A 26,282-nucleotide genomic window follows, 5' to 3' on the forward strand; every position below is an offset into this window, starting at 1 on the left:
GGGGCTCAGGCCCCGATATGAATGCCGCGGGACCGCAGCATGGATGGAATATTGACGAGAGAACCGGTCTCAATGGACGCGTTTGCGGCAATTCCGGTCAGGATCGACCAGGCCCCGGCCACATGATCGGAGGCGCGGCCATAGCGGTCAGGCTCCATTCCTTCCGGATCGAAGATATAGCCGAGCATGACCGGATCGGCGCCGCCGTGATGGCCCTTCGCCTTGGGTACCTCCAGCATCACTGGCTTCTGACCCGCAAGGTTCAGTTCCGTGGTCACGGCATCTTCATCCGCATGAGCCCGCTCGCCGCCGAACACTCCATGCACTTCCACATGCTTGTGGGTGATCTCGCCCTTGGTGCCCTGGAACTTGATCTCCAGCCCCTCCCAGGGGGAATAGGCAGTCAGGGTGTAGTTGGCCGTGACACCGGACGCATAACGGATATGAGCCTGCATCGTATCCTCGATGCCGATCTCCTCGTCGAAGACGCAGAGATCTCGAAAATAGCCGTCGTCGGCTTCCGCGTCGAGATAAAGGCTCTTGAGTGCTGCATCTTCTGCCATCTTCAGGTCAAAGTCGCATTTATGGGCGACCGGGCAACCAGTGCAGCGCGTTCCCCGGCCCTGCAGGCCCAGCTCCTTGGCCATTTCCGGCCGGTAGAAGGCCCGGCGGCCAGAGGCCAGAACCTCAACCGGCGCCGTGCCGAGCCACCAGTTGAGCAGATCGAAATGGTGTGTGGACTTGTGAACGAGAAGACCGCCCGAGTTTTCCTTTTGGCGGTGCCAGCGGCGGAAATAGTCCGCCCCATGCACCCGGTCCAGATGCCAGCGGAAATCAACCGCCGTCACCTCGCCGATGGTGCCCGACGCGATCAGCTCCTTGATCTGGGTGCGGGCAGGCGAATAGCGGTAGTTGAACGTGACCTTGATCTTGCGGCCCGTGCGGCGCTGGGTGTCCACGATCTGTTTCAGACGGGACAGATCGATAGTCAGCGGCTTTTCGCAAATGACATCACAGCCCGCCTCGAAGGCTCGGATGATATAGTCGGAATGCAGGAAGTCGGGCGTGGCGACCACAACCGTATCGGGCTTCTGTTCGGCAATCAGGCGGTCAAAGTCTGCCGCCAGATAGGTCGCAACCCCGTTCGTGCCCGGCTGGGAAACGGCCTTTGCCGCCTCATTCAGCCGGTGGGCGTTGCTGTCGCACAGGGCGACGATTTCATGCTTGTCCGGGTAGTCCTCAACCACGGAATCACGAAACATCTTGTGCCGCGACCCGCATCCAACGATGGCGATCTTCACTTGACTTAGCTCTCGTTATGTTAGCTCTCGACGCGCTGACCGGCGCTGTCGAAGATATGGAGGTCGGCAAGGTCGAACCCTATGGTCACCTCCTCGTCACTGCGATATTGGGACCGGCCGCTGCCGCTGACCAGCAGTGTCTGACCGGAAGACAATGAGACATGCAGCAGGGTCTCATTGCCCAGATATTCCACCAGGATGATCTTGCCCTTTGTCTGAACATCCCCGCCGCCCAGATGCATGCTGCCCGGACGTACGCACAGGGTTAGCGCCTCGTCGCCGGTCGGCAGCTCCTGCAACTGGAACTCCGGCATACCATCTATTGCGATGGCTACAGCGCTTCCACTGCGGGAGACCTTTGCGGCCAGCATGTTGATCTTGGGAGAGCCGATGAAACCGGCAACGAAGAGATTCTGCGGCCTTGTGTAGAGCTCCTGCGGCGTGCCGACCTGCTCAATCTTGCCGCCGCGCAGAACCACGATCCGGCTGGCCATGGTCATGGCCTCCACCTGGTCGTGGGTCACGTAGATCATCGTGGTGCCGAGACGATTATAGAGTGAGGCAAGCTCGGCACGCATCTGCACCCGCAGCTCGGCGTCCAGGTTCGACAGAGGTTCGTCGAAGAGAAACAGCTGCGGTTCACGCACGATGGCCCGACCGATGGCAACGCGCTGCTTCTGCCCGCCGGAGAGCTGGCGCGGCTTGCGGTCCATCAACTGGCCGACCTGCAGGATGCGTGCAGCTTCCTCCACCCGGCGCTGAACTTCCGCCTTCGGCACATTGAAATTCTGCAGACCAAAGGCAAGGTTCTTGGCGACAGTCATATGCGGGTAGAGCGCATAGCTCTGGAACACCATCGACAGCTCGCGCTTGGACGCGGGCAGATCATTGACGATCTTGCCGCCAATGGAAATTGTGCCGTCGCTGATGTCCTCCAGACCCGCGATCATGCGCAGAAGGGTCGACTTCCCGCAGCCTGAGGGACCGACCAGGACGAGGAATTCACCGTCCACCACATCCAGGTTCAAACCCTTGATGATGGAAAGTGAGCCATAGCTCTTACCGACGTTGCGGAGCTCCAAACCAGCCATTCGTTCCAAGTCCTTATTTCATTCCCGAGGTGGCAATGCCGCGCACGATGAGTTTCTGGAAAGCCACGAAGAAGATCACCACCGGCACAAGCGACAGCACGGACATGGCGAACATCTGGCCATAGGCGGACTCGCCGTCCTGATCGAGAAACAGGCGGAGTGCCAGCGGCACGGTGTAGCTCTTGATGTCATTCAGGTAGATCAGCGGCGCCAGGAAGTCCTCCCACACCCAGATCAGGGAGAAGATGGCCGCCGTGCCCATGGCAGGCAGCGACAGGGGCAGAATGATCGCCCAATAGATCTTGAAGGGGGAGCAGCCGTCGATCATCGCCGCCTCGTCCAGCTCCCGCGGCAGCTGGCGGAAAAACTGCACCATCAGGAAGATGAAGAAGGCATCGGAGGCCAGGAACTTCGGCACGACGAGCGGCAGATAGGTATCGACCCAGCCAAGCTTCAGGAACTGCACATACTGCGGGATGAGCACGACGTGATAGGGGATCATCAGCGTCATCATCATCAGCGCGAACCAGATCGTCCGGCCGGTAAATTGCAACCGCGCGAAGGCATAGGCTGCAAAGGAGCAGGAGATAAGGTTGCCCGCCACCGATAGCAGCGTGACGATGGCCGAGTTCATGTAGAACACGGAAAAGGAGATCGGCAGCGCGTTCCAGCCCTTCGTGTAATTGTCGAAGTGGAACTCCTCCGGCCACAGGGACAAGCTGCCGAAGATCTGGGTTTCCGCCTTCAAGGAAGACGCCAGCAGCCAGAACAGCGGATAGAGCATCACCACGGAAACCAGGATCAGGAACAGGTGCTTGAGATAGCGCGCCCTGCGGTTCCGCTGGTCCTGTTTTACCCGAAGCTCATGGGCAACCCGGGCGGCCTCGTCAAAGGCCATGGCCTTTTCGAGATCAGTCGCGGTCGTTGTCATAATGCACCCAGTATTTGGAAGACAGGAAGGCCAGCGCGGTGAAGACACCGATGATGATCAGAAGCACCCAGGCCAGCGCCGAGGCGTAGCCCATGCGGAAGAACTTGAAGGCCTCGTTGAAGAGATAGACCGTGAAGAACAGCAGGCTGTCCGCCGGGGCGCCCGTGCCATTGGAAATGATGAAGGCGCTGGAGAAGGTCTTGAATGACTCGATCGTCTGCAGGACCAGATTGAAGAAGATCACAGGCGCCAGCAGCGGCAGCGTGATGCGGGTAAACCTGCGCCAGCGCGGCGTGCCGTCAATTTCCGCCGCCTCGTAGAGGTCTTTCGGAATGCCGCGAAGGCCGGCGAGGAAAATCAGCATCGGCGAGCCGAACTGCCAGACGGCCAGCATCACCAGCGTGTAGAGTGATGTCTTGGGGTTGGTGATCCAGTCCGTACCCTCGATACCGATCAAGGCCAGCATCTGATTGACGACACCTGTCGCCGAGAAGAGTTCGCGCCAGAGAATTGCAATCGCGATGGACGCCCCCAGCAGAGAAGGAAGATAGAAGATCGCACGATACAGGCCGATGGTTCTAAGCCCCTTGTCCAAGAGCATGGCAACAGCCAGAGCAAAAGCAAGGCGCAGCGGCACGGCGAAAGCGACATAGGTGAAGGTTACCTCCAGCGCCTTCCAGAAACGCCTGTCCCGGGTGAACATGTACTCGTAGTTGCCCAACCCGATCCAGCGCGGATCGCTGACCATGTCATAGCGGGTGAAGGACAGATACAGGGACGCGAGAATAGGCCCCAGCGCCAGCAGGAAAAAGCCGAGCAGCCAGGGCGACAGGAAGAGGTAGCCGGGCGCGTTTCGCGCGAGGAAGCGTTTCATTGGCAGTACCTTGTTATTCTCAAGTGCGATGGGGCGCACGACCCTCCCCCCGCATCGCAGGGAGAGGGTTTGTAAGGCATACCTCTAGCGGGCGCGTTCCACGATGGACTGGGCATCCTCGACAAATATCGCCGAAGCATCAGCGACCGACATGTTGCCCAGAATGATCTCGGAGGCGGTGCGGCGGAAGCTATCGCGAACCTCACCCGCCCCTTTGGGCGCAGGAAGCGGAAGCGGGCCAACCTTGTCCTGAATGGCATCGAAGAATGTCATAATACGCTGCTCGACTGGACTGAGGTTCGGAGAGAGCGTTTCACGGACCTTGGCGGAACACGGAATGCCGCGCTCCAGTCCGAGAATTTCGGTGATCTCGGGATCATTCACCCAGTCGTTCATGTAGGCGATGGCCGCATCCACATCCTTGGCATCGCGTGACAGGGACATGAACATGGACGGCTTGATGAACTGGCCGGGCTTGCCGCCAGGCAGGTGAGGCAACATCGCGGCGCCCACTTCATCTTTCATCAGCGCCTGCACTCCAACCACTTGGTTGGACCAGATTGCAGACATGGCCGTGTCCCCCTTGATCACGCCACGCTCTGCAAGAGCCTCGTCCAGAGTGAGCGTCCGCTCCTTGCCAAGAACGACGTCTGCGGCACGCAAATCCGCCCAATGCTGCCAGTAGGACGACAGATCATCGACAGTTGCAGCCACATTGCCGTCGGCATCATAGAACTCGCTGCCGCGCTGCCGGATCCAGGCCTCCAGATCCTCAATGTAAACAGAGAAATCATCACAGCCTTTGATGTTTCCGCCACTCATCTTGGTGATGGCATGACAAGCCTTGACGAAATCCTCGTGGGTCCAGTTAATCGGATCAAACTCGATGCCGGCTTCCTGAAATAGACGCATGTTGTAAGAAACAACCTGGCTGTTCGAACCGATATTGAGCGCATAGAGCTGACCATCGACCTTGCCGCCGGAGATCGGGCCCTGATCGAAATCCTCGATCATCAGCGCCTTGCCGATGTATTCATCCAGCGGCTTCAGAGCACCACGGCGGACATATTCAAACAGATAGCGGTAGTCCATCTGCACCAGATCGGCCATGTTCCGGCCCGCGGTCTGGGTCGCCATCTTGGTCCAGTAGTCCCCCCAGCCGATGGTTTCGCCGGACACTTCAATCTCCGGATGCTTCTTCTGGAAAGCGGCAACGACCTCAAAGGTGCGCTTGTCACGGTTCGGGTTGCCCCACCAGAAATGCCGGATGGAACGGTCCGCCGCCATGGCAGGCAAGCGCGGCAGAGCGGTTGCGGCAGCCGCCACACCCATGGTGCCCAGAAGGGTACGTCTCGTCAGTTTGGTCATCGTTTTTTCCTCCACTTTGCCCGCAGCCCTCCCCGGCCCGGACTTGTTCTCACGGGTCATCCCGCTTTTCCCGCGCAGCCGCCTCAGATATGGCTGCGCAAAAGCTCCGTCAGGCACAGAATCGCCATCGCCTGCCCATAGGGCATCGAGGTCAGCTTGATCTGCCGGTAAAAATCGAGGTCGCTGCCCATCGCAGTCCCGAAAGAGACCTGCTGCAGTTCCCCGTCCGCACTGATGTGATCGACGACACCCTTCATGGCCCGCTCCGCGGTTTCCAGATACTCCCGGCCGAGATAGCGCTTGCGGACAGCCTTCATCAGGCCATAGGCAAAGCCCGCTGTTGCCGATGCTTCCAGATAGCTTTCCGGATCATCGATCAAGGTGTGCCAAAGACCCGTCTTCAGGTCCTGATGCACCTTCAGCGTTGCCGCCTGACGGTTCAGCAGGGACACAAGATGCCGTCGCAGGGCATCCCCTTCCTTCAGATCGAGAAGCTCGATGAACTCGGGGATCGCGATGGTGATCCAGCTGTTGCCACGAGCCCAGAGCGCCTTTGCGAAGTTGTGGTTGCCGTCAAACGTCCAGCCATGGAACCAGAGGCCGGAGTGCGTGTCGCAGAGATACTGGGCGTGGACGAGGAACTGGTACTTGGCCTCCTCCACATAGTCCGGACGGTTCAGCACCAGACCAATCTTGGCCAGCGGCAGCACGCTCATCATCAGCGTGTCGTCCCACATCTGCTGGTCGTTGACGCTGTTGTAGACGATGTGCTGGAGGCCGCCTTCCCGGGTTCTTGGCATCTCATGCATGACCCACTCGGCCCAGGTCTCCAGATAGGGGACAAACCGTGGATCGCTTTCCAGCTCGTGAAGATGGGCAAGGGTGAGGAAGGGTGCGACCGTGTTGATGTTCTTGGTCGGCGTCCCCTCGGCCAGCCGCGCCTCGAACCAGTCCTTGATGATGGCCATGGCCCTCGCATTACCGGTCTGCTGCCAATATTTGAACAGCCCGTAGAGACCGATGCCGTGGGTCCATTCCCATCCGGCCCAGCCCTTGGTGTCGATGACACGGCCATCTTCCAGCCGCAGCAGGAATTCACCCGTCTTGTCCTCGATGTTGATGAGATTGCTGGTCAGGCGGTCAATCAGCTCACACACGCCGCTACGCGAGATAAAATGGTCTTTCTGCCGGAGCAGCGGATGCATGATGACAGACCCTCCCAAGTCTATGAAATAATTTTCGGAACGCTATTTCGAAAATTAGGCAACCATACTCAGCGGCAAATTTCAACGTTGTTTTTGGCGCATTAATTCCGCGCCGCACAATGCAGATACGTGAATGTTTCCGGATTTAACGGGACAGCTTGACAGGCGGAAAATCAAAATTCAGAATGAGGTTCCAAAAAATACAGAATAAGAAAATGGCAAATCCACAGCCCAAAGCCGAAAACGTCGCCGCCGTTCTCAAGGTCTTTGCCGTGCTTGAAACCCTCGTAGAGGAGAAGCGCGCCAGCCTTGCCGATCTGGCACAGAAGGCGATGACCTCAAAGACCACCGCCCACCGTTTGCTGCAAACGATGGTGGAACTGGGCTATGTAGAACAGGACCCGGAGACGGAAAAATATGGACTGACGCTGAAGCTGTTCAGCCTTGGCGCAAGGTCCCTGACCGAACAGTCGGATCTTCTGCGGGTGGCGGACAAGGCCATGGCCAAGCTGTCCCGGGCAACTGGCGAATCCATCAATCTCGGCATTCTGGACGAGCGCGACGGCAAGGTCGTCTACATCCACAAATACGATTCCTTCTACAATCTGTCCATGAAATCGACCCTCGGCTTGCGCAATCCGCTGCACAGCACCTCGCTCGGCAAGGCTTTGCTGGCCTTCCGAAGCGATGAGGAGGTCCGGGACCGTGTCCGGCAGATGTCCTTGGTCAAGCTGGCCCCCCGCACCATCACCAACACGGATGAGCTTCTCGATCAGCTTCGATTGACCCGCCAGCGTGGCTATTCGGAAGAGGTGGAAGAGAGCGAAGCCGGAGTGCGCTGCATGGCTGCCCCGGTCTTCAATCATCTAGGAAACACGATTGCCGCGATTTCGGTCGCCTTTCCGCTCTTCCGCTTCGATGAAGCCCGCAAGAGTGAGTACGCTAACCTTTTGACGTCGGCAGCCAGAGAAGCATCCGTGGCGCTGGGCTACCGGCCATCCGGCCAATGAGCCGCCAGCCGCCGGGAGAACTCTGCCTTCTCCTTACTCCTTCGGTGGCAGGGAGAAAGCGTTGAAAAGGGCAAGGGACTTCCAGGCGGTAAAGACCTCGGGCGGGCAATCATCGGCGTCGACGAAATAGAGACCGGACATCTTCCGCCCCCCCATTTCCATGATCTGACCATGGCCGATGGCTTCCGCCTCGGCCCGGTTCGCCTTGCCGACCCGGAAGAGAAACCGGCGCAGCCCGTTCTTTTCCCGCATGGCACCACCCACCATGTGGCCGTTGACCAGAAAGCAGGTCGCGCCCATCATCCGTTTTTCGCTGACGCCCGGCAGCCCGCCCAGCGCTTCCCGGAAAATCTGGTCCAGTTCCTCATCCACCGCCATCAGGGCTCTCGTCCTCGCAATAGGTGTCACGGCACAGTCATTTTGCCATGTCAGGACAAAACCGTCGCGCATCCATTGCAGAAAGGTCCCCATGCCCGCTCCCGCTTTCACCAGCCGAAGACAGGACCTCTCCAAACGGCAGCTTCTTTGCGCCCTTGCGGCAATTCTGCTTGGGGTCTCCAGTGTGGCGCGGGCGGAAGAGAGGGGCTTGCGTCTCACCAATGAAACCGGCCAGACACTGTCCTTGAAGGAACTGACCAAGGACAAGCCCGTGCTCGTTCATCTTTGGGCAAGCTGGTGCGCGCCCTGCCGCGAAGAACTGCCGGAACTTGCCGCCTTCAAAGCGGCTCTGCCCGAGGACCTGCAGAAACGTTTTCTGGTCGTTTCGGTCGACACCAAGCCGCTGACTGCCGTCCAATCCTTCCTGAGCGAGGATCTGGATCTTCCCGGACTAGACACACTGCAGACTGCTCCTGCCGAGGCTGGCCGGACCTTCAGGATCAAGGGCTACCCCTCGACCGTGTTCCTGAATGCAGACGGCAAGATCGTCCGCCGGATCGACGGTTCGGCACCCTGGGGCGATAGCGCATTCCAGTCAGACGTCATCCGGCATCTGACTGAGTGAGTGCTAAAGCTTAGTGCGAATGGCCAGCGTGGGAATGGCCCTTAGCGCCAGCGGCTTCCACTTCCACGTCAACATCAAGGTGGCCAAGATCGAGTTCAACTTCCACTTCGATCACATCACCCTGATGGAGTGGAGCCGTCAGACCGGACAGTTGCAGGCCGACGCTCTCGGGATCGAGGTGAAGTTCCGACCCGGGCTTGACCGGGATCTGCGGCAGTGGCACCAGCTTGGCCTCCCCGCCCTTGAAGTCGATCCCGACCAGGGCCACCGCACCCGCTGCTTCGCTTTCCCCGCCCAGCAGGGTCACGGTCTTGTCCGACCCGTTTTCCAGCTCGAAGAACACAAGGGCGTCCTTCCCGTCCGTCGCCCGGGTCCAGGCGTGAACGATCCGCACACCGCCCAATTCGCTGACATGTTCGGCTTCGTGATGATGGTGGCCAGCTGCGTCTTCACTCAGCGCAGGGACAGAAAGGCTTGCAAGCAGGGCAAAGGAGGCTGCGAATTTAACGAGCATCGAACAAAACACCTTCAGCTTCTGAGATCCGGAATAACCGGGCGGTTGAGAGACAGGAGCGCCGGAAGCAGGGCCAGAAACACCGTGAGGCTGACAAACCCGGCAATCAGGTGGAACTCCGGCCAGGACAGGCTCGCCTGAACGAGAATGTCGGTCCGGCGGCTGATTTCGGCCGAGATGATGCCGCTTGCTGCAAATCCGGCAGCAAGACCGAGCAGCGCCCCGGCAGCAATCAGCACGGCTGCATAAGACCAGACCACGGCAAAGACAAAGCGGCGCGGAGCCCCCAGGGCCCTGAGCAGCGCCAGACGGCGGGAAAAGAGCCGCACCAGAACCACCAGTCCGGTCAGAACGCCTGCGGTGACCAGAACCTGAGTGACCACGGCCATCAGGGACATGACCTGACGGATATCCCCCATCAGGCTGTGCAGGCGGGCGAGAACGGCACCAGGAAAGAACGCCATGGTCTTGTCCGTGGTGAATTCGGACTTCAGGGCATAATTGGCCCAAAGCGCCTCGGCCCGGACCAGAACGGCAGGCGTTCCGGGGAAATACTCCGGATCAAAGGGCGGGCCGATCTGCTCTGCCCGTTCCGGCGCATGGCCGTTTGACAGCCCATGCACTTCCCAGACAGCTTCGACGGGAACCAGAATGGCCTTGTCCCAAGGGCTTCCCGTGGCGGCCATCTTGCCGGTGATCCTGGTCTTCGCGCCCGCGTGAGCCTCGTGGTCTGCCCCCTCACCGCTTCCGTGAGCTGGTACGAATTCGGCCCCCACCGGCAGGTCCACGCTTGCCCCGGCCACAGCCTCACCGCTGCGGGCAAACATCCGACCTTCCGTCAGAGCACCTGAAAGATGCTCGACAAACTGAGGGGTCGTTCCAACGACAGGGGCCCCCTCATAGCTGTCACCGAACGCAATGGGAGCTGCGAGCTGCACATTGTCCGCCTTGGCGATCCTGTCGTAGGCCGCGCCATCCAGCAGCGGCACATCGCTGGGCTGAAGATAGACGGCAGCAAAGAGCATGGTGATTTCGCTGCCGGACGCAGAGACGATCAGGTCGAACTTTTCAGCCGCCCGCGCTGTGCCTTGGCGAAGTCCCCGCTCCTGCGCGGTCAGACCAACCCCCAATCCGACGGATACGGCAATCAGCGCCACGAACATCAGGTTCGTCCAGCGGTACCGCCAAAGAAGCGAGCGGACCAGTGCAAGCGGCCTGTAGCCCGCGGTCACGAAAAGGCCAATCAGAATAGCCGGAAGCAAGAGCAGCACCAGAATCAGGGCATCCTGTGTGCCGGGAGCGAGATCCTGCCAGAGATCGAGAAAGATATCAGGCATGGGACGGCTCCACGAGCTGGCCATCGGCGACCTGAAGGCTCCGGTCCATCCGGTCCAAAAGATGCCGGTCGTGGCTGACCGCGATCAGCGTCTTGCCTTCACTGCGGGCCAAGGTGATCAGATCCCCGATCAGCCTGTCGGCAGCCGCACGATCCAGGCTGGCCGTCGGCTCATCGGCCAGAATGATATCGGGGTCGTTGGCAAGCGCGCGGGCAATCGCCACCCGCTGGCGCTCGCCACCGGAGAAGCTGTCGACGTTCCGCTTTGAATGGGGAAGACCGAGCCGCTCCAGCAAAGCCGCAGCTCGGCTGCGGATGGGGGCGAGGTCCTTGCGGGGCGAAAAGGCCGTTGTCAGCGCTGCGTTACCAAGGGCTGTCAGCTCTTCGAACAGCAGGAAGTCCTGAAACACCATGCCGACATGATTGCGCCGGAACCGGGCCCGCTCTGCATCGCTGAGGCAGGCGATGTCCTGTCCGCCCCAATTGATCACGCCGGTCACCTTCGGCTGCAACCCGGCCAGGGCATAGAGAAGCGTGGATTTCCCGGCCCCGGATGGCCCGAGAATGCCGACGGCCTCGCCTGCCCTCACCTGAAAGCTGGCGGGCTGCAGCAGCACCCGCCCGCCGGAACCGGTCACGCTCAGGCCGGACACATCAAGGGACAGACCGGCCATGGTTCACGCCCTGTCGTAAACGGCGTCGACCAGACGCACGCGGCTGACGAATTTGGTTTCGGGGTCGGTGAAAGTGCCGAGTTCCAGACGGCCGCGCGTGACAATGCGCGTGTTGAAGGAAATCACCTCGATCACCCTCTTGGCATAGATCGCCAGAATGTCATCGGGCCACTGCGCCTCTGTCTCGCAAAAGGGGCAGGTCGCAAGCGGGCGGTTTGTGAGAACGAAGAAGTTGGTTTCGGCTTTCAGGGGCGGCGCCATGAAACCGCTGATCGAAACGCGTTGGCCTTCCCGCTCCTTTGCATAATCGGAAAAGCTGAGATCCTTGTTGTAGAGATCGCGCAGCTTCACTGTGTCGTCAGCGAGGACTGGAAGAGACGGGACCGCAACGGAGACTGCCGGACACCCCAAGGCGCCGATGATGAATTGCCTACGGTTCATCTGCATGTTCCTTCTTCAATTCCCCCAACCCGAAACAGTTCGGGAAAGGCCCGCAGGAGCGGCCCCTTCCCTCAGATAGCTGACAAACACCCAGTCACCCTTGAAGGCATCAGATTGCGCAGAGTTGGATGTCATCCCTGCGAAGGCTAGGATCCAGTAACGACCTGAGGTAACTGTCTTTTTTAAGCCCCCACCCTGCGGGATACTGGATCCCGGTCTTGGTGCAGGACACCAAACCGGGATGACCGGCCAACCTGATTGCTTTGTCATCAATGTCCGGGAAAGGCCCGCAGGCGCGGGCCTTTGCCTCTTTGTTACATCCGCAAATTACTTCGCGTTCACGGCGTAGTTCATGACGTGGAAGATGTAGTTCTGTTCCACGATGCCATCGAACAGATGTGCCCACGGGCCCTTGGCGAACACGGCAACGTCTTCACCCGAGTGGGTTTCGGAAGACATCGGGATCAGTGCCTGCTGCAGGTAATCCGGGTCCATGGCCTGCTCGTTGGTCAGGTCCGGGCGGGAACCGGCCCAGTTGTCATCCTTCTTGAGGATGGACCCTGCACCGTTCAGGTAACCTGCGACGGTGAACGGCTTGCCGTCATCGCCCAGAAGCGGCTTGTCCAGATGCTTCACGCCAGCCGGATCCACATCGTAGCACAGGCCGGTGATCGGCGAGCCGCGGCCGCAGTAGCCGTTGAAGGCAATTGCATGCTCGTGGTCGGCGGTCACGATGATGAGCGTATCTTCATCGTTGGTCAGTTCATCAGCCATGGCAACAGCGTCGGCGAATGCCTTGCCGTCGGTCAGGGTGCGGAACAGGTTGCCGTCGTGGTTGGCGTGGTCGACACGGCCACCTTCCACCATCAGGTAGAAGCCGTTTTCGTTCTTCGACAGGCCCTTGATGGTCGCAGCGGTCATTTCAGCCAGGGACGGCTCGCCGGTGCGGTCGGCTTCGTACTTCATGTGAGAAGATTCAAAGAGACCCAGAACCGGGGCGTTGCCCGCATCGCTGAGCGCCTTGAAGGTATCTTCGTCCCAGGCGTACTGGGCGCCGAGTGCCTTGGCTTCCTCAATGAGGTTGCGGCCATCGATGCGCTTACCGCCCTTGCCTTCCTCATCCTTCACGTCCTTGGGCAGGAACTGGCCACGGCCACCGCCCATGGCGATATCGATCACGCCGGCCTTCATCTGTTCGATGAGCTGGTCAGCGATGTCTTTCTGCTGGCAGCCTTCCGGCAGCTCGGAGTTGTTTTCCCAATCGCGGCTTGCGGTCTTGGAGTAGACGGCTGCCGGGGTCGCATGGGTGATGCGCGCGGTGGAGACAACGCCGACGGACTTGCCAGCTTCCGAAACGATCTCGGCGAAGGTCTTCATCGTGTGATCGAGACCGGCGGCGCAATCGCCTTCAGCAACGGTTTCGTCGACGTTGATCATGCCGTTCTTGGACTTCACGCCGGTGTTCATGGCAGAAGCGGTCGGCGCGCTGTCCGGGGTCTGGCCGTTGGTGGTGTAGGTCTTCACCAGAGCAGAGTTCGGGAAAGCTTCCTGCGGCTGAACATACTCGGAACCGAGCATGCCTGCCTGCTGACCGGAGAACAGGCGGATCGCGTAGTTGGTGCCAACGCCATTGCCGTCTGCGGTGAACAGGATCACGTTCTTGGCGCGCTTGGTGATCGGCTGACGGGCGACCATTTCCTGGATCTTGGCTTCTGCGTCAGAGAACCATTTGCTGTTCTGCTGCGGCAGGGCCGACTGTGCCATAACGGCGTTGCTGCTGATGGCCAGAGCCATCACAGCGGCGAGTGCGGTCTTCATGAAAGTCTCCCAATGTAGGCGGAGAGGAAAAACAAGGCCTCATTAGGGACGTTATGTGACAGCTGGTTGACGGTCCCGGATGTTATCGAACGGGAACTGACAAACGCCAATTACAAGATGACAGCAGCTCGAAAGGCGTCATATTATTTTCATATGAACGTCTACGAACATTCATATGAGCGATCTAGACTTTGACATGCGGGAGGAAACAACGCTTGCCGCAGACACGTCAAAGAAGAGCGCTGGCACCATCGGATCCAGCCAGGAGATATCAGGGGTGACAGCGCCCGTGCAAGCCATTCTTAGCAGCCGCCAGGCCGAGATCGCCGACCTTGTCCAGTCTTCGGGCTTCATGTCCGTTGAGGCACTGGCCGAACGGTTCGAGGTGACCACCCAGACGATCCGCCGCGACGTCAATGGTCTTTGCGAAATGGGCATCCTGCGCCGGACCCACGGAGGCGTTGAGCCGCCTGTTTCCGCAGGAAACATTCACTACAGCACCCGGCAGATCCTCAACCTGGCTCCCAAAAGGGTCATCGCGACAACAGTGGCGGGACTTGTCGAGAACGGGCAATCGCTGGCCTTTTCCATTGGCACCACACCTGAAATCGTCATGCAGGCCCTGTCAGGGCATGAGAAGCTCAAGATCTTCACCAACAACCTGAACGTCGCCTTCACCGCGGCTGCCAATCTCAGCTTCGAGGTGACGATTGCCGGCGGACGGCTGCGCAGCGGCGACCGGGATGTTGTCGGCCAGAGCGCACAGGAGTTCTTCTCCCAGTACAAGGTGGATATCGGCATCTTTGGCGTCGCCGGCGTGGATGATGATGGCACTCTTCTCGACTTCCATGAGGAAGAAGTAGCCTCCCGCCAGGCGATCCTCGCCAACTGCCGCCAGTCTTTCCTTGTGCTGGACCACAGCAAGTTCACCCGCCCGGCCCATGTACGCGGGGGACACCTGGGCGATGTCAGCCACATTGTGACCGACCGGGCGCTGCCTGCCCATATCCAGAGGCTGCTGTCAGGCACCAAGGTGCAAACCATCGTTGGAGAAGGCTGAGAGGCAGGGGCTTGAGCGGTCAGGCTCAAGGTTGGCGACAAGCCTCTCCGCGGAGCCTTCCCGGACGAAGCGAAGCGGAGATCCGGGATCTCCGATCGGTTTATTATGTTGAAGTAACATGTTTCTGAAGCAGGTCCCGGCTCAAGGCCGGGACGGCGCGGAGAAGTCTCGGGCTTGTCACCCCTCTCCGACCATAGAAATCAGGCCTTCACCGGTTCCGGACGCCTGGCAATCTGCCGGTTCCGGATCTGGCGCCAGGAGAAGGCGAGCAAAAACAGGCCGGTCAGCACCAGAATGATCGTCGGAGCCGGAGCGCTGTCGAGCCAGAAGCTGGCGTAAACGCCGCCTGTCATGGCCACCATCGTCACGACAACCGCAGCGGCCATCATCGCGGAAAAACGGCGCGTGATCAGAAACGCAATAGCGCCCGGCGAGATCAGCAGTCCGACCGCCAGGATCAGGCCCACAGAGGTCAGGGTGGCGACGATGGTGACGGAAAGAACCGCTAGAAGACCGTAGTGCAGCAACCGCACCGGTAGACCAATCGCCTGGGCCTGAGCCGGATCAAAGGCGTGCAGCAGCAGATCCTTCCATTTCAAAAGCAGCAGCAAGGTCACGAGAATGCCGACCGTCCCGGCAGTCCACAGATCTTCCGGCCCTATGCCCAGCATGTTGCCGAAGAGAATGTGGTCGAGGTGCACATTGGTGTCGACCTTGGTGTAGAGCACCATGCCAAAGCCGAACATGCCGGAGAAGACGACACCCATCACCGTGTCCTGCTTCACCCGGCTGTTGTCCTTCAGGTAACCAGTTGCCAGCGCGCAGACCATTCCGGCGCAAAAGGCACCGATCACCAGCGGGATGTTGATGATATAGGCGATCACCACGCCCGGCAGCACTGCGTGGCTGATGGCGTCCCCCATCAGCGACCAGCCCTTCAGCACGAGAAAGCAAGACAGAATTGCCGTTGGCGGGGCCAGCAGCAGCGCCACCCAGAAAGCATTCTGCATGAACGGGAACTGGAACGGCATCAAAAGCATGTCCATCACGCCTGCTCCCTCAAGGCCTCTGCGGCCCGGCGGCGTGCCGCCAGCAAGCCGTGTTTCGGCGCCAGAACGAAGACCACAAGGAAGATCAGCGTCTGCAAGGTGATGATCAGCCCGCCTGTGGCCCCGTCGACGAAATAGGACAGATAGGCGCCGGTGAAGCTCGTCAGCGCACCGATGGCAACGCTCAGCGTCAAAAGCCGGGGGAACCGGTCGCACAGCAGATAGGCCGTTGCCCCCGGTGTGACCACCATGGCGATGACCAGAAACGCACCCACGGTCTGAAGTGCAGCGACACAGGAGGCCGACAGTAGGACGAAGAAGATGAACCGCATGCGGCCGGGCTTGAGACCGATGGACCTGGCGTGGTTTTCATCGAAGAAGGACACCATCAGGTCCTTCCACTTCATCAGAAGCACCGCCAGAGAAACGAAGCCGATGATGGCAAGCTGCAGCGTGTCTTCCGGCGTGATGGCCAGAATGTTGCCCATGATGATGGTGTTCACATCCACCGGCACCGGCGAGACCGACACCATAAAAAGGCCCAGCCCCAGAAAGCTCGTGAAAATCAGGCCGATGACCGTGTCTTCCTTGAGGCCAGTGCGCTGATTGAGAAACAACATGGCGCCCGCCGCCAACCCGCCCGACAGAAAGGCGCCGAGCGCGAAGGGCAGCCCCAGCATATAAGCCCCGGCGACGCCCGGAACGATGGAATGGCTGAGCGCATCGCCGATCAGAGACCAGCCTTTCAGCATCAGGTATGCGGAGAGAAAGGCACAAACTCCGCCGACGAGCGCGCTGACCCACATGGCATTGGTCATGTAGCCGTAGCTGAAGGGCTCCAGCAGATAGGAGATCATTTGTCTCCTCCGGCTTGAGCATCTTCAGTGCCGCCCTTCAAGGTCCGGGTCTCATCCGCATAGAGAACGAAAGGCCGCTCGTCGTCGGTCAGGATGGTGACGGCACGGGCATCATCGTCATCGTGAAGATCGGAGCCGCCCAGCACAAAGTGACGCAAAACACCGCCAAAGGCTTCCATCAGGTTTTCGCGGGTGAAGGTCGTTGCGGTCGGGCCATAGTGCAGCACCGTTCCCTTGACCAGCACGGTCTGATCGCAGAACTCCGGTACCGAACCAAGATTGTGGGTGGAGACCAGCATCACCCTGCCCTCGTCCTTCAATTCGCGCAGAAGCGTGATGATTGCCTCTTCCGTCTGCACATCGACACCGGTGAAAGGCTCATCCAGCAGGATGACCCTTCCGTCCTGTGCCAGGGCCCGAGCCAGAAACACGCGCTTGCGCTGGCCGCCGGACAATTCGCCGATCTGCCGCTTGCGGAAATCCGACATACCGACACGCTCCAGCGCCGTCGCGACGGCCCTCTTGTCTTCGGCAGAAGGAATGCGGAGAAACCCCATCCGGCCATAGCGGCCCATCATCACCACGTCCTCGACGAGAACCGGGAAGGACCAGTCGACCTCCTCGGCCTGGGGCACATAAGCCACCAGCCCCTCGGCCAGCGCCTTGCGCACCGGACGGCCCAGAATGCCGATTTCTCCTGCACTTAGCGGCAGAAAACCCATGATGGCCTTGAACAGGGTGGATTTGCCCGCGCCATTGACCCCGACAAGAGCGGCGATGGAGCCTTCGGGAACGGCAAAGGTGGCATTGCGCAGGGCGGCAACGCCGTTACGGTAGGTCACGCTGACCTGCCTTCCCCACAAACCGGCGGATTCTAGATTTCGCGTCTCTTCCAAACTCACGGTTCATTTCCCGTTTCAGGAGACGAAGGAGCAGCAGCTCCCTCCAAAAGAAAACTGCCTGCTCCGCGCCCCTTACCGGGAGCCGTCGGTCAGGCCTTTGGCGATGGTGCCGCTGGTGACTTTCAGGAGATCCAGATAGGTCGGCACCGGCCCACCCGCCTCCGAGAGGCTGTCCACGTAGAGCATCCCGCCGAACCTCGCTCCGGTTTCCCGGGCGACTTGTTTGGCCGGATCGTTGTTCACCGTGCTTTCGCAAAACACGGCGGGGATCTTATTCTTCCGCACCGTATCGATCATGTGGCGGACCTGCTGGGGTGTTCCTGTCTGATCCGCGTTGATAGGCCAGAGATAGACCTCGTTCAGTTTGAGATCGCGGGCGAGATAGGAGAATGCGCCTTCGCAGGAGGCTAGCCAGCGCTGATCCTCAGGAACAGCGGCAAGCTCCGCTTTTACCGGCGCCATCACCGCTTCCACCTTCGCTTTGTAAGCCTCGGCATTGGCGGCATAAACCGCTGCATTGTCAGGGTCCTGCTTGCTCAGGGCATCCCGGATGTTGTCGATGTAGATCATCGCGTTTTCCGCCGACATCCAGGCATGCGGATTGGGCTTGCCCTCATAATGTCCTTCCCGGATCGGCATCGGCGTAACACCTTCCGAAAGGACTGCCGAGGGAACACCGCGCATGTTGGCGAGAAACTGCTCGAACCAGAGTTCCAGGTTCATGCCGTTCCAGAGAATAAGACCAGCGCCCTGCGCCCGGATCAAGTCCCGTGGGGTCGGCTGGTAGCCGTGAATTTCCGCACCCGGGCGGGTGATGGACTCTACATCGGCCGCATCTCCGGCGACGTTGCGGGCCATATCGGCCAAAACAGTGAAAGTGGTCACAACCTTCAGCTTTGCGAAGGCCGGCTGCGCCGCCGATGCCCATAGCGAAACCGCCAGAGCCAGACCGATGGAAAGTCCCCTGCCCTTCACGCCCGGCTTCCGTTGCATTCGCGCTGCCATTCTCACTCTCCGCAATGTCTGTCGTCTGGACGATATGGGAGCTGAACCATCCATGTCAATGCAAATGAGAATGATTTGCAAAAACTAAATGCAAGCAATGCCGCACCCGTTTTGCAGCGGGTCGCCCCACTGTTCAGGCAACCCGCCCGTTGAAAGATCACGCGGAGAGGCGGATGAGCCGCTGAAGCGCCAGTTCATAACCCTGAACACCGAAGCCGGCGATCACGCCATCGGCACGCAGCGAGACATAAGAGTGATGCCGGAAGCTCTCACGCTTGTGCACATTGGAGATATGCACCTCGAACACCAGCCCATCGAAAGCATTCAGCGCATCCAGAATGGCAACGGACGTATGGGTGAAGGCAGCCGGGTTGATGACGATGCCGCAAGCCGTTTCACGGGCCTCATGAATCCAGTCGATCAGCTGAGATTCGGCATTGGACTGATGAAACCGCAGCTCCATCCCTGCTGCATCCGTCAGCTTGCGGCAGGCCGCCTCGACATCCACCAAGGTTTCCCGGCCATAAATTTCCGGCTGGCGCTTTCCCAGAAGGTTCAAGTTCGGCCCATTCAGGACATAGACGGTCTTCACCCTGCTCTCCCACATTTCCAAAGGCTGGAACGCCCGGCAGATGACTGCCAAGCCTCGCGATCAATATCAGATGCAGGAAAGGAAGAAAGGCGCGACGGAAATCGGAGAGCAAAAAAGAACCGGAAACTTCAGCGGGGCTAATGCTTTTGTGGCTTATCCCGCTTTGCCGCTGAAGTCCTCCGGAAGCGATGGGGCACATGCTATTTTTGCTTTTATCCTATGAAATCAATTTTATCAGATGATTTGAGTTCCATGTCAAGTTTCAGTAGGATCTAAATTCTGAATTGGGAACGCTCCATGCTCGACAAAGACCCAGACGGATCGGTCGGTGACAATATTCACCGGCAGATCCGGAACGACATTATTTTCGGCCGACTTTTACCCGGCCAAAAACTGCGCCTGGAACCCATGCGCCAGGCATATGGGATCAGCGTCGCCACGCTGCGCGAGATCCTAAACCGGTTGACTGCGGTCGGCCTGGTGACGGCAGAGGGACAGAAGGGCTTTTCGGTCGCCCCTGCCTCCTGCAGTGACCTTAAAGAGATCGCAGAGTTGAGAAGCCTGCTTGAAACCAAGGCACTCCAAGACTCCCTCAACCATGGGGACCTGAACTGGGAGGCCAGTGTCGTCGCTGCGCATTACAAGCTTGCATCTGTTGAAGCCAAGGTGCTGGCCCAAAGAGACGAAATCCCGGCGGACCTTAAAGAAAACTGGAAGCGCTTCGACTGGGAATTTCACCGTGCCCTGATCCAAGCGTGCCCGTCCCGGAACCTCCTCTCCATGCACGCGGTTATTTTTGGTAAATTCCTGCGCTACCAGCTTCAGGTTCAAAGCATCCGGGGAGAAACTGCAGTGGAAGAGCACAGGCACCTCCTTGAAGCCGCGAAGGCCCGCGACACGGAGTGGGCTCTGGAGGTTCTGAACCGGCACATCCACGGCAGCGCCGCCCATCTCACCCCGCCAGGTGGAACGCAAACAGCCCGATGAACCGATAATCTGTTCAAGGCAATGGAATATTAACCTTGATTGTTAACCTTAAGGTATCGGTGAAACAGCCGACCGAGAGGAGACAAAGTACAGATGACCTATCGGCCCAGACTGGAAAGCATGGAATCCATACACACCGCAATTGATGGCTATCAGCACGTTCCGGCGAACGTTCTCGTGCAGTACCTGATCGATCACTACACGGTCGATCTCGATCTTCTCGTTGACTATCTGGACGGGCTTTCCGCCACGGACGAGCCGCACAGGATCGCAGCCTGACATTACCTCCGGCAGGAGCGTCATACATGCCCCTGCCTCTCAACAGCTCCTGCTGAAACGCGTTCTCCTGTCTCCCGCACGCGGGAGGCCAGATCTTCCGGAAGGTTGTTTGCTGATTGCTGAGGCTGGCGCGCGCAAGACGCCTGAGACGAGCAGAAGCTATTCAGCCAATCGTGGCTGCAGCACTTCCCTCATTCCCCTGTCCCCCATCGCCGTCGGGGTTCTGTCCCGGCCCCTGCCAGATCTTCTGGCGGTTGCGGATTTCGCGTGGAGCGGGACCGAAATAGGTTGAGGTCTTGATGAAGTCCCGCGGATGCAGGATCACACTGGACACGCGCTGGTACAGCGCCTTTGCCGAAATCGGCTTGGACAAAAGTTCGTGAACACCCAGGCGGCGCGCTTCAACGATCCGGCTGCGCTCGGTATGCGCAGTCACCATGATGATCGGGATGTAAGCGAAGGGATTGTTCGGGGTCCGGATCATACGCACCATGTCGGCGCCATCCAGAATCGGCATCACCCAATCCAGGATCAGAATATCCGGATTTGCTCGGTCCATGGCTTCCAGCCCGGACGCCCCGTCTTCGGCTTCAACGATGCGCCGCGCACCGAACCCCTGCAGCATTGTGCGCAGAATTGTCCGCATATAGGCGCTGTCTTCCACCAGCAGGAATGTCAGCGAGGCTAGATCGAGACTCACCAGATACCTCCGTGTCCAGATCCAGCCATGACATGAAAGTCTGAAGAACCGGTTATTAGGGTATGGACCAGCCAACAGGATCCCAGCCGCATTCACCCGGCCGGATACGGCCGGAAAAGCCTCGGGAGCGGCCCGCACCGGCCATCTTTGTGAACCCTGACCCTAAGTATCGGTTTGGCAATCTGGCAAAAGCATTCAAAAAACGCTAAGTGTGTCATACGGGTGCCCGGTAAATTGATGAGTTTGAGATCAATCAATTTCCGGAACCGGTATAGCCTATAAGGTGCGCTTCATAGGCAGGGGCAAAAGCGCGGTAAGGCGGGACGGAATGCCTGGCGCGTCAATCTGCCGTTAGACTTCAACGGGCCGGAGATATACGGTCCGCCGACAACGCCAGAAAATACAAGGTTCATACAATGAACTATGAGGAAACCTTTGAACGCGCCATCGATGCCTTGCGGCAGGAAAAGCGTTACCGGTTTTTTGCAGATCTCGAACGAATCGCGGGGGAGTTTCCCAAGGCGATTTGGCGTGCTGAAAATGGTCTGGAGCGCAAAATTACGGTCTGGTGCTCCAACGACTATCTCGGCATGGGACAACATCCCGACGTAATCGAAGCCATGACCGCGACCGCGCAGAAAATGGGTGCGGGCGCAGGCGGCACGCGGAACATTTCCGGGACAACCCATCCCCTGGTCCAGCTCGAAGTTGAGCTTGCAGACCTTCATGGCAAGGAAGCTGCCCTGGTCTTCACCTCGGGCTTCGTTTCCAACGAGGCTGGCATTTCGACCATTGCCAAGCTTCTGCCGGACTGCCTCATCCTTTCCGATCAGCTGAACCATGCCTCAATGATCGCGGGTGTCCGCGGTTCAGGAGCCAGCAAACAGGTCTGGCGGCACAATGACCTTGAGCATCTGGAAGATCTGCTGAAGGCTGCCGGCAAGGACCGGGCAAAACTGATCGTGTTCGAATCCGTTTATTCCATGGACGGGGACGTCGCGCCGATCGAGCGCATTGCCGATCTCGCCGACAAGTACAACGCCATGACCTACATTGATGAGGTCCATGCAGTCGGCATGTATGGCGAGCGTGGAGCAGGCATTTGCGAGCGCGATGGCGTCATGGACCGGATCGACGTTATCGAGGGCACACTGGCCAAGGCCTTCGGCGTGATGGGCGGATACATCGCCTCCAGCCAGGCTCTGGTTGACGCAGTGCGCTCCTACGCACCGGGCTTCATCTTCACCACGGCCATTCCGCCTGCACTTGCTGCTGCCGCCTGCACCTCGATTCGCCATCTGAAGGCATCAAAGAGCGAGCGAGAAGGCCAGCAGCGCCAGGCACAGCGTACAAAGGAAGTGCTGCGGGAGGCCGGCCTGCCGGTGATGCAGTCAGATACCCATATCGTTCCGGTTCTGGTGGGCAACCCGGATCTGTGCAAGAAGGCCAGCGACATGCTGCTCGACAAGCACGGCATCTATATCCAGCCGATCAATTATCCCACCGTGCCGCGCGGCACGGAACGCCTGCGCATCACGCCAACGCCGCTTCACGACGATGCTCTGGTCGAGCACCTGCGCGATGCCTTGGTGGATGTGTGGGAAGTTCTGGGCCTGCCGAAAGGCACCGTCGATGACAATTGCAACATCGTTGACGCCAATGGCAATGTCGCCCAGGCGATCTATCCGGCTGCTGGCGGCTGACAGATCGAACGCAAGCGGCGGCGCTTGAAAATTGTTAACATTTGCGGGCCGGCAGGCGACTGTCGGCCCGTTTTGTTATGGATCCACAAAAGCTGCATGCCGTTTTCCCACAAGCGATGGAAACCGCGGGCAGGCTGTTTCGTTCAGGGAAACCTGGCTTCCGATCGGCACCGCAATCGGGCCACACACATGAAAGCGATAATTCTCCATATAAGTCAGAAACTTAAATGAAACATGGCATTTCTGGCGAGTGGTAAAAATGAAACTTTTAGGAAAAATGCCCTCCAGATTTCACGCCTTGGTAAAGTTGCGAGCCATTAACAACTTCTGACAAGGGATTTTAACCTCCTCTTCAGGGCTTGAGCACAGGATGCTCGCAATCCGCCGAAACGATCGTGCGGAGCATTTGGGCTATTTAGAAGGGTGAGTGACGGTGACCCGTACGATCTTACAACAGAAGACCGCTCCGGAGCCGTTCGTCGCCGCCAGCCCGAGGGCTGGCAAAACGACGCCTCGTTTGCGCGAAAACCTGTTGCTTCTCTCCGGACTCGGCCTGCTTGCGGTCGCCGCAACCATGGTCCTGAGCACAATCATTTCCGGCTGACAGATCCGGCGGAACCGGGGAACCCGCTGTCCTTGGCCGCCGTATCGCGCTCAGCGTCTGGAACCGTCCTGACGCTGATCATCTGGCAGATCATCATCATTCAGAATGCGCCACTTTGCGCCTTCCAGATCATCATATTGCCCTGACTTCAGGCTCCAGAGGAAGGCGGCAAGCCCCAGACCTCCCAGGAAGAGCGCAACAGGGATCAAGTAGATCAGAACAGACACGGCACGGGCTCCTAGCGGCTCTCGCTGACGTTGGCCCAGCGAAGCCGCAGGGCGTTCGCCGTCACCGCCAGAGAAGACAGCGACATGGCGACTGCTGCGAGCAGCGGTGTCACGAAACCTGCAACGGCGACCGGTACGGCTATGACATTGTAGACAGCGGAGATCCAGAGATTTTGCTCGATCGCCTGCCGCGCCTTGCGGGACAGAACCAAGGCATCGGCGACCGGCTGCAGCTTGTCACTCAGGAAAACCGCATCCGCAGCCGCCTGGGAAAGATGAACGGCCGAGACCGGCGACATGGAGACATAGGCACCGGCCAGAGCCGGAGCGTCGTTTAGTCCATCCCCGACCATCAAGACCTTGCGGCCGCTTTCCTTCAGCTCTTCCAACCGGGCAATCTTGTCGGCGGGTTTCAGGCCCGCCTGCCAATTGGCAATACCAAGGTCCTCTGCGGCCATGCGAACCGCCCCTTCTCTGTCGCCGGACAGAATCTCGATCTCGTAGCCTCTGTCCTGAAGCTGCCGGATCACCTGGATTGCATCGGACTTCAGGCTCTGGCCAAGCGGCAGAAGAGCTGCAGGCGCCTCGCCATAGCGGACAGCGATCAGAGAAGCCCCCGCATGCCGGGCAGACATTGCTGCCAGTTCCGGCTCATTGACGCCGCAGAACACCGGACTGCCCAGACGCAGGGTCTTTCCCTGCGCCACGGTTTCAACACCAGCTCCGGTGACTTCCCGGACATCAGCGAAGGGAATCGCGCTGCCAGCCCTTTCCGCAAGAGCGCGCGACAACGGGTGGCGGCTCGACAACGCCAGCCGGCATGCCATCGCAAGCAGCTCGGCAGAAACACCTTCGCTTTCGATCAGATCGGGAGCTGCGACCGTCAGCGTGCCGGTCTTGTCGAAAACGATCACATCCGCATCGGCCAGACGCTCGATCGCATCGCCGGAGTTGAGCAGCACGCCGGAGCGGAACAATTGCCCCGAGGCAACCACCTGGACGGCTGGCACGGCAAGACCAAGCGCGCAAGGACAGGTGATGATCAGAACCGAGATGGCGATCACAAGGGACGGCTGCCAGCCAAGCCCGTAGGCCATCCAGCCGGCAAAGGTGATGGCAGACGCCGTGTGGACAATCGGGGCGTAAAGCCGGGCAGCCCTGTCGGCAATGCGCACATAAAGAGACTTGGCCTGGGCTGCCGTCTCCAGAAGCCGGTTGACCTCGTCCAGCAGCGTTGCACCGGACGCCGCGCTGACCCGGAGCTGGAGCGTCCCCTCGCCATTGACCGTACCCGCAAAGACATCAGCACCGGGACCGGCTGCAACAAGCAGTGTTTCCCCGGTGATAAGGCTCTGATCGATTTCAGAGTTTCCCTGAACAATCCGGCCATCCACCGGGATACGCTCTCCGGCGCTGACCAGAACCAGATCACCGGGTTCGATCTTCGACAGGGGAACCTCGCGCACCGTGCCATCGGGATTGATACGCGCTGCCACTTCTGCCTTGAGAGCAGCAATGTTCTCGGCGAGGGAGCGCGTCCGCCCGCGCATCATGTGGTCCAGATAGCGTCCGACCAAGAGGAAGAACAGCAGCATCACCGCGGATTCAAAATAGACCATGTGCTCATGCTGGATCGTCTGGATCATCGACAATCCGGTGGCGAGCAGAACGCCAATCGAAATCGGCACATCCATGTTGAGCCGCCCGGCCCTCACCGCTTTCCAGGCACTGGAAAAGAACACCCTGCCGCAATAGGCAACGGTCGGCAGTCCGATCAGGGCCGAGAGCCAGTGAAAAAAGTCGCGCGTCTCCGGCGTGATATCCGTGATGTTGCCTGACCAGACCGAGACCGACAGGAGCATGATGTTCATGCCAGCAAAGCCGGCGACGGCAAGAGCTCTGAGGAGCTGCTTTCCGGTCTGGTCCTGATACTTCTTTTGAGTGGCCGGATCGAAGGGATGCGCCGTGTAGCCGAGCCGGGACAATTCCGAGATGATGTCATCCGGAGAGGTCTGGTGCTTGATCCATTCCACCGCGAGGCGGTGGCTGGTCAGGTTCACCCGGGCATTGACGAGCCCGGGCAACCTTGAAAGACCGCGCTCAATGTCGCCCATGCAGGCGGCACAGGTGATGCCCTCCACTGCCAGATCCATGTGGACCACCCCGTCTTCCGCGCCTTCCCGGGCCGGGGTGGTGAAGGCATCCCAATCGCGCATATGCACGGTCACGGCAAACCTCTACTCTTTCAGGAACACGCGGTTTTCAGACAGGAAGAGCCGCTCACCATTCTGGGTGGCCTCCACTTCCAGCTGCCAGTTTCCCGCCGGAAGAGCGTCAGCCTGCGCCTTGTAGACACCGCTTTCAGTCTCGCTCAGTGCCACGACGACATCCTGCCCCTCATAGACAGGATGCTTCAGTCTGGCGGTAAAGGCCAGACCCGTCAGCGGTGCTCCGGTCTTGTCGCGGGCTTCCACGCGGACTTCACCCGATCCGGACAGGCCACGGATCAGATCGACGCCGACCTTCCAGCCACGCTCGCGCTGAGCTTCAGCCGCCGCAATCGTCTGATTGTACTCCTGACCGGCCTTGTAGGAACTTTCCACGACCACCCCGGGGAATGTCCCCAGGGCGACCCAGATGAAGATCCCATTGACGAGAAAGACCAGCCCGAAAAAGCAGATCAGCCACATCAGGACACCGCGCCCGGTCAGTTCACGCGCTGGCTTCACGCCAGATACAGTGTGTGTCATC

The 26,282-nt window shown here is 59.4% G+C and carries 29 protein-coding genes; 8 read left to right on the plus strand and 21 right to left on the minus strand.

Features of this window, described 5'->3' with window-relative positions; genetic code table 11:
• Positions 1-5: 5 nt before the first annotated feature.
• The 6 genes from IG616_RS20320 to bglB all read right to left on the minus strand — a co-directional run bounded on the left by IG616_RS20320 (position 6) and on the right by bglB (position 6,770).
• Complete coding sequence (locus IG616_RS20320; RefSeq protein ID WP_192150324.1) at positions 6-1,301, minus strand: Gfo/Idh/MocA family oxidoreductase; 1,296 nt, start codon at positions 1,299-1,301, stop codon at positions 6-8.
• A 20-nt stretch (positions 1,302-1,321) separates the two neighbouring features.
• Positions 1,322-2,392, minus strand: coding sequence for an ABC transporter ATP-binding protein (locus IG616_RS20325; protein ID WP_192150326.1), 1,071 nt, complete (start codon positions 2,390-2,392; stop codon positions 1,322-1,324).
• Between the two features lie 13 nt (positions 2,393-2,405).
• Entirely contained in the window at positions 2,406-3,290 is an 885-nt protein-coding gene (locus IG616_RS20330) for a carbohydrate ABC transporter permease (protein WP_425504203.1), read from the minus strand.
• Positions 3,291-3,303: 13 nt separating this feature from the next.
• Positions 3,304-4,197 carry a carbohydrate ABC transporter permease gene (locus tag IG616_RS20335; RefSeq protein ID WP_192150330.1) on the minus strand — a complete coding sequence of 298 codons (894 nt, stop codon included), beginning with the start codon at positions 4,195-4,197 and terminating at the stop codon, positions 3,304-3,306.
• 84 nt (positions 4,198-4,281) lie between these two features.
• Positions 4,282-5,565, minus strand: a complete 1,284-nt coding sequence (locus tag IG616_RS20340; protein ID WP_192150332.1) for an ABC transporter substrate-binding protein — start codon at positions 5,563-5,565, stop codon at positions 4,282-4,284.
• 83 nt (positions 5,566-5,648) lie between these two features.
• Positions 5,649-6,770: a beta-galactosidase BglB gene (gene bglB / locus IG616_RS20345; protein WP_192150334.1), complete on the minus strand. Its 1,122-nt coding sequence runs from the start codon at positions 6,768-6,770 to the stop codon at positions 5,649-5,651.
• A 215-nt stretch (positions 6,771-6,985) separates the two neighbouring features.
• Here bglB and kdgR point away from each other — a divergent pair, with 215 nt between their 5' ends.
• On the plus strand, positions 6,986-7,780 hold the full coding sequence (kdgR, locus tag IG616_RS20350; RefSeq protein ID WP_192150336.1) for a DNA-binding transcriptional regulator KdgR: 795 nt from the start codon (positions 6,986-6,988) through the stop codon (positions 7,778-7,780).
• Between the two features lie 33 nt (positions 7,781-7,813).
• Here the strand turns inward: kdgR and IG616_RS20355 are convergent, their stop codons facing one another.
• Complete coding sequence (locus IG616_RS20355) at positions 7,814-8,251, minus strand: TfoX/Sxy family protein (protein ID WP_246476343.1); 438 nt, start codon at positions 8,249-8,251, stop codon at positions 7,814-7,816.
• On the opposite strand from IG616_RS20355, the gene IG616_RS20360 reads away from it, so the two are divergent.
• Positions 8,250-8,783 (plus strand): TlpA family protein disulfide reductase, encoded by a 534-nt coding sequence (locus IG616_RS20360; protein WP_192150338.1) that lies wholly within the window; start codon positions 8,250-8,252, stop codon positions 8,781-8,783. The two genes, IG616_RS20355 and IG616_RS20360, sit on opposite strands and share 2 nt — an antisense overlap.
• Before the next feature lie 10 nt (positions 8,784-8,793).
• On the opposite strand, the gene IG616_RS20365 is transcribed toward IG616_RS20360, so the two are convergent.
• From IG616_RS20365 to IG616_RS20385, 5 genes are all read right to left on the minus strand, one after another.
• Positions 8,794-9,297: a copper chaperone PCu(A)C gene (locus IG616_RS20365; RefSeq protein ID WP_192150340.1), complete on the minus strand. Its 504-nt coding sequence runs from the start codon at positions 9,295-9,297 to the stop codon at positions 8,794-8,796.
• Positions 9,298-9,311: 14 nt separating this feature from the next.
• Positions 9,312-10,634 carry an FtsX-like permease family protein gene (locus IG616_RS20370; RefSeq protein WP_192150342.1) on the minus strand — a complete coding sequence of 441 codons (1,323 nt, stop codon included), beginning with the start codon at positions 10,632-10,634 and terminating at the stop codon, positions 9,312-9,314.
• Positions 10,627-11,307, minus strand: a complete 681-nt coding sequence (locus IG616_RS20375) for an ABC transporter ATP-binding protein (RefSeq protein WP_192150344.1) — start codon at positions 11,305-11,307, stop codon at positions 10,627-10,629. Before IG616_RS20375 ends, IG616_RS20370 begins: the two co-directional genes overlap by 8 nt.
• A gap of 3 nt (positions 11,308-11,310) precedes the next feature.
• Positions 11,311-11,748 carry a hypothetical protein gene (locus IG616_RS20380; protein WP_192150346.1) on the minus strand — a complete coding sequence of 146 codons (438 nt, stop codon included), beginning with the start codon at positions 11,746-11,748 and terminating at the stop codon, positions 11,311-11,313.
• Positions 11,749-12,075: 327 nt separating this feature from the next.
• Complete coding sequence (locus IG616_RS20385) at positions 12,076-13,566, minus strand: alkaline phosphatase (protein WP_192150349.1); 1,491 nt, start codon at positions 13,564-13,566, stop codon at positions 12,076-12,078.
• A gap of 175 nt (positions 13,567-13,741) precedes the next feature.
• Here IG616_RS20385 and IG616_RS20390 point away from each other — a divergent pair, with 175 nt between their 5' ends.
• The gene (locus IG616_RS20390) at positions 13,742-14,626 is read left to right on the plus strand and encodes a DeoR/GlpR family DNA-binding transcription regulator (RefSeq protein ID WP_246476344.1); all 885 of its coding nucleotides are present in this window, start codon (positions 13,742-13,744) and stop codon (positions 14,624-14,626) included.
• A 200-nt stretch (positions 14,627-14,826) separates the two neighbouring features.
• On the opposite strand, the gene IG616_RS20395 is transcribed toward IG616_RS20390, so the two are convergent.
• The 5 genes from IG616_RS20395 to aroQ form a co-directional block, all read right to left on the minus strand.
• Positions 14,827-15,672, minus strand: a complete 846-nt coding sequence (locus IG616_RS20395; protein WP_192150351.1) for a metal ABC transporter permease — start codon at positions 15,670-15,672, stop codon at positions 14,827-14,829.
• Entirely contained in the window at positions 15,672-16,532 is an 861-nt protein-coding gene (locus tag IG616_RS20400) for a metal ABC transporter permease (RefSeq protein ID WP_192150353.1), read from the minus strand. Before IG616_RS20400 ends, IG616_RS20395 begins: the two co-directional genes overlap by 1 nt.
• Positions 16,529-17,434 carry a manganese/iron ABC transporter ATP-binding protein gene (locus IG616_RS20405; RefSeq protein ID WP_425504202.1) on the minus strand — a complete coding sequence of 302 codons (906 nt, stop codon included), beginning with the start codon at positions 17,432-17,434 and terminating at the stop codon, positions 16,529-16,531. The genes IG616_RS20400 and IG616_RS20405 overlap by 4 nt, the downstream gene beginning before the upstream one ends.
• A gap of 72 nt (positions 17,435-17,506) precedes the next feature.
• On the minus strand, positions 17,507-18,427 hold the full coding sequence (locus IG616_RS20410; protein WP_192150424.1) for a metal ABC transporter substrate-binding protein: 921 nt from the start codon (positions 18,425-18,427) through the stop codon (positions 17,507-17,509).
• Positions 18,428-18,596: 169 nt separating this feature from the next.
• Positions 18,597-19,046 (minus strand): type II 3-dehydroquinate dehydratase, encoded by a 450-nt coding sequence (gene aroQ / locus IG616_RS20415; protein WP_192150426.1) that lies wholly within the window; start codon positions 19,044-19,046, stop codon positions 18,597-18,599.
• Positions 19,047-19,071: 25 nt separating this feature from the next.
• On the opposite strand from aroQ, the gene IG616_RS20420 reads away from it, so the two are divergent.
• From IG616_RS20420 to IG616_RS20430, 3 genes are all read left to right on the plus strand, one after another.
• Complete coding sequence (locus IG616_RS20420) at positions 19,072-19,254, plus strand: hypothetical protein (protein ID WP_192150355.1); 183 nt, start codon at positions 19,072-19,074, stop codon at positions 19,252-19,254.
• Between the two features lie 74 nt (positions 19,255-19,328).
• Positions 19,329-20,018, plus strand: a complete 690-nt coding sequence (locus IG616_RS20425) for a GntR family transcriptional regulator (protein ID WP_192150357.1) — start codon at positions 19,329-19,331, stop codon at positions 20,016-20,018.
• 93 nt (positions 20,019-20,111) lie between these two features.
• Positions 20,112-20,297 (plus strand): hypothetical protein, encoded by a 186-nt coding sequence (locus IG616_RS20430; protein ID WP_192150359.1) that lies wholly within the window; start codon positions 20,112-20,114, stop codon positions 20,295-20,297.
• Positions 20,298-20,460: 163 nt separating this feature from the next.
• Here the strand turns inward: IG616_RS20430 and IG616_RS20435 are convergent, their stop codons facing one another.
• Positions 20,461-20,997, minus strand: a complete 537-nt coding sequence (locus IG616_RS20435) for a response regulator (protein ID WP_192150360.1) — start codon at positions 20,995-20,997, stop codon at positions 20,461-20,463.
• A gap of 416 nt (positions 20,998-21,413) precedes the next feature.
• On the opposite strand from IG616_RS20435, the gene hemA reads away from it, so the two are divergent.
• Together hemA and IG616_RS20445 are read left to right on the plus strand one after the other, a co-directional pair.
• Positions 21,414-22,700 carry a 5-aminolevulinate synthase gene (hemA, locus tag IG616_RS20440; RefSeq protein ID WP_192150362.1) on the plus strand — a complete coding sequence of 429 codons (1,287 nt, stop codon included), beginning with the start codon at positions 21,414-21,416 and terminating at the stop codon, positions 22,698-22,700.
• A 433-nt stretch (positions 22,701-23,133) separates the two neighbouring features.
• Positions 23,134-23,304 carry a hypothetical protein gene (locus IG616_RS20445; protein ID WP_192150364.1) on the plus strand — a complete coding sequence of 57 codons (171 nt, stop codon included), beginning with the start codon at positions 23,134-23,136 and terminating at the stop codon, positions 23,302-23,304.
• A gap of 50 nt (positions 23,305-23,354) precedes the next feature.
• On the opposite strand, the gene ccoS is transcribed toward IG616_RS20445, so the two are convergent.
• From ccoS to IG616_RS20460, 3 genes are read right to left on the minus strand one after another with little or no spacing between them, the layout of a single operon-like run.
• A complete protein-coding gene (gene ccoS, locus IG616_RS20450; RefSeq protein ID WP_192150366.1) occupies positions 23,355-23,531 on the minus strand; it encodes a cbb3-type cytochrome oxidase assembly protein CcoS in 177 nt (58 codons plus the stop codon).
• Between the two features lie 11 nt (positions 23,532-23,542).
• A complete protein-coding gene (locus tag IG616_RS20455) occupies positions 23,543-25,759 on the minus strand; it encodes a cation-translocating P-type ATPase (protein ID WP_192150368.1) in 2,217 nt (738 codons plus the stop codon).
• A 9-nt stretch (positions 25,760-25,768) separates the two neighbouring features.
• Positions 25,769-26,281 carry a FixH family protein gene (locus IG616_RS20460; protein WP_209007873.1) on the minus strand — a complete coding sequence of 171 codons (513 nt, stop codon included), beginning with the start codon at positions 26,279-26,281 and terminating at the stop codon, positions 25,769-25,771.
• Between the last annotated feature and the right edge of the window lies 1 nt (position 26,282).

This window comes from Roseibium litorale (genome assembly GCF_014842915.1).
GTDB lineage: Bacteria > Pseudomonadota > Alphaproteobacteria > Rhizobiales > Stappiaceae > Roseibium > Roseibium litorale.

Excerpts from the sequence above, each read along its gene's own strand:
- IG616_RS20325 (WP_192150326.1), bottom strand. The coding sequence starts at position 2,392 with ATGGCTGGTTTGGAGCTCCGCAACGTCGGTAAGAGCTATGGCTCACTT.
- IG616_RS20330 (WP_425504203.1), bottom strand. The coding sequence starts at position 3,290 with ATGGCCTTTGACGAGGCCGCCCGGGTTGCCCATGAGCTTCGGGTAAAA.
- IG616_RS20335 (WP_192150330.1), bottom strand. The coding sequence starts at position 4,197 with ATGAAACGCTTCCTCGCGCGAAACGCGCCCGGCTACCTCTTCCTGTCG.
- IG616_RS20340 (WP_192150332.1), bottom strand. The coding sequence starts at position 5,565 with ATGACCAAACTGACGAGACGTACCCTTCTGGGCACCATGGGTGTGGCG.
- bglB (WP_192150334.1), bottom strand. The coding sequence starts at position 6,770 with ATGCATCCGCTGCTCCGGCAGAAAGACCATTTTATCTCGCGTAGCGGC.
- kdgR (WP_192150336.1), top strand. The coding sequence starts at position 6,986 with ATGGCAAATCCACAGCCCAAAGCCGAAAACGTCGCCGCCGTTCTCAAG.
- IG616_RS20360 (WP_192150338.1), top strand. The coding sequence starts at position 8,250 with ATGCCCGCTCCCGCTTTCACCAGCCGAAGACAGGACCTCTCCAAACGG.
- IG616_RS20355 (WP_246476343.1), bottom strand. The coding sequence starts at position 8,251 with ATGGGGACCTTTCTGCAATGGATGCGCGACGGTTTTGTCCTGACATGG.
- IG616_RS20365 (WP_192150340.1), bottom strand. The coding sequence starts at position 9,297 with ATGCTCGTTAAATTCGCAGCCTCCTTTGCCCTGCTTGCAAGCCTTTCT.
- IG616_RS20370 (WP_192150342.1), bottom strand. The coding sequence starts at position 10,634 with ATGCCTGATATCTTTCTCGATCTCTGGCAGGATCTCGCTCCCGGCACA.
- IG616_RS20375 (WP_192150344.1), bottom strand. The coding sequence starts at position 11,307 with ATGGCCGGTCTGTCCCTTGATGTGTCCGGCCTGAGCGTGACCGGTTCC.
- IG616_RS20380 (WP_192150346.1), bottom strand. The coding sequence starts at position 11,748 with ATGAACCGTAGGCAATTCATCATCGGCGCCTTGGGGTGTCCGGCAGTC.
- IG616_RS20385 (WP_192150349.1), bottom strand. The coding sequence starts at position 13,566 with ATGAAGACCGCACTCGCCGCTGTGATGGCTCTGGCCATCAGCAGCAAC.
- IG616_RS20390 (WP_246476344.1), top strand. The coding sequence starts at position 13,742 with ATGAGCGATCTAGACTTTGACATGCGGGAGGAAACAACGCTTGCCGCA.
- IG616_RS20395 (WP_192150351.1), bottom strand. The coding sequence starts at position 15,672 with ATGGACATGCTTTTGATGCCGTTCCAGTTCCCGTTCATGCAGAATGCT.
- IG616_RS20400 (WP_192150353.1), bottom strand. The coding sequence starts at position 16,532 with ATGATCTCCTATCTGCTGGAGCCCTTCAGCTACGGCTACATGACCAAT.
- IG616_RS20410 (WP_192150424.1), bottom strand. The coding sequence starts at position 18,427 with ATGCAACGGAAGCCGGGCGTGAAGGGCAGGGGACTTTCCATCGGTCTG.
- aroQ (WP_192150426.1), bottom strand. The coding sequence starts at position 19,046 with ATGTGGGAGAGCAGGGTGAAGACCGTCTATGTCCTGAATGGGCCGAAC.
- IG616_RS20420 (WP_192150355.1), top strand. The coding sequence starts at position 19,072 with ATGACTGCCAAGCCTCGCGATCAATATCAGATGCAGGAAAGGAAGAAA.
- IG616_RS20425 (WP_192150357.1), top strand. The coding sequence starts at position 19,329 with ATGCTCGACAAAGACCCAGACGGATCGGTCGGTGACAATATTCACCGG.
- IG616_RS20430 (WP_192150359.1), top strand. The coding sequence starts at position 20,112 with ATGACCTATCGGCCCAGACTGGAAAGCATGGAATCCATACACACCGCA.
- hemA (WP_192150362.1), top strand. The coding sequence starts at position 21,414 with ATGAACTATGAGGAAACCTTTGAACGCGCCATCGATGCCTTGCGGCAG.
- IG616_RS20460 (WP_209007873.1), bottom strand. The coding sequence starts at position 26,281 with ATGACACACACTGTATCTGGCGTGAAGCCAGCGCGTGAACTGACCGGG.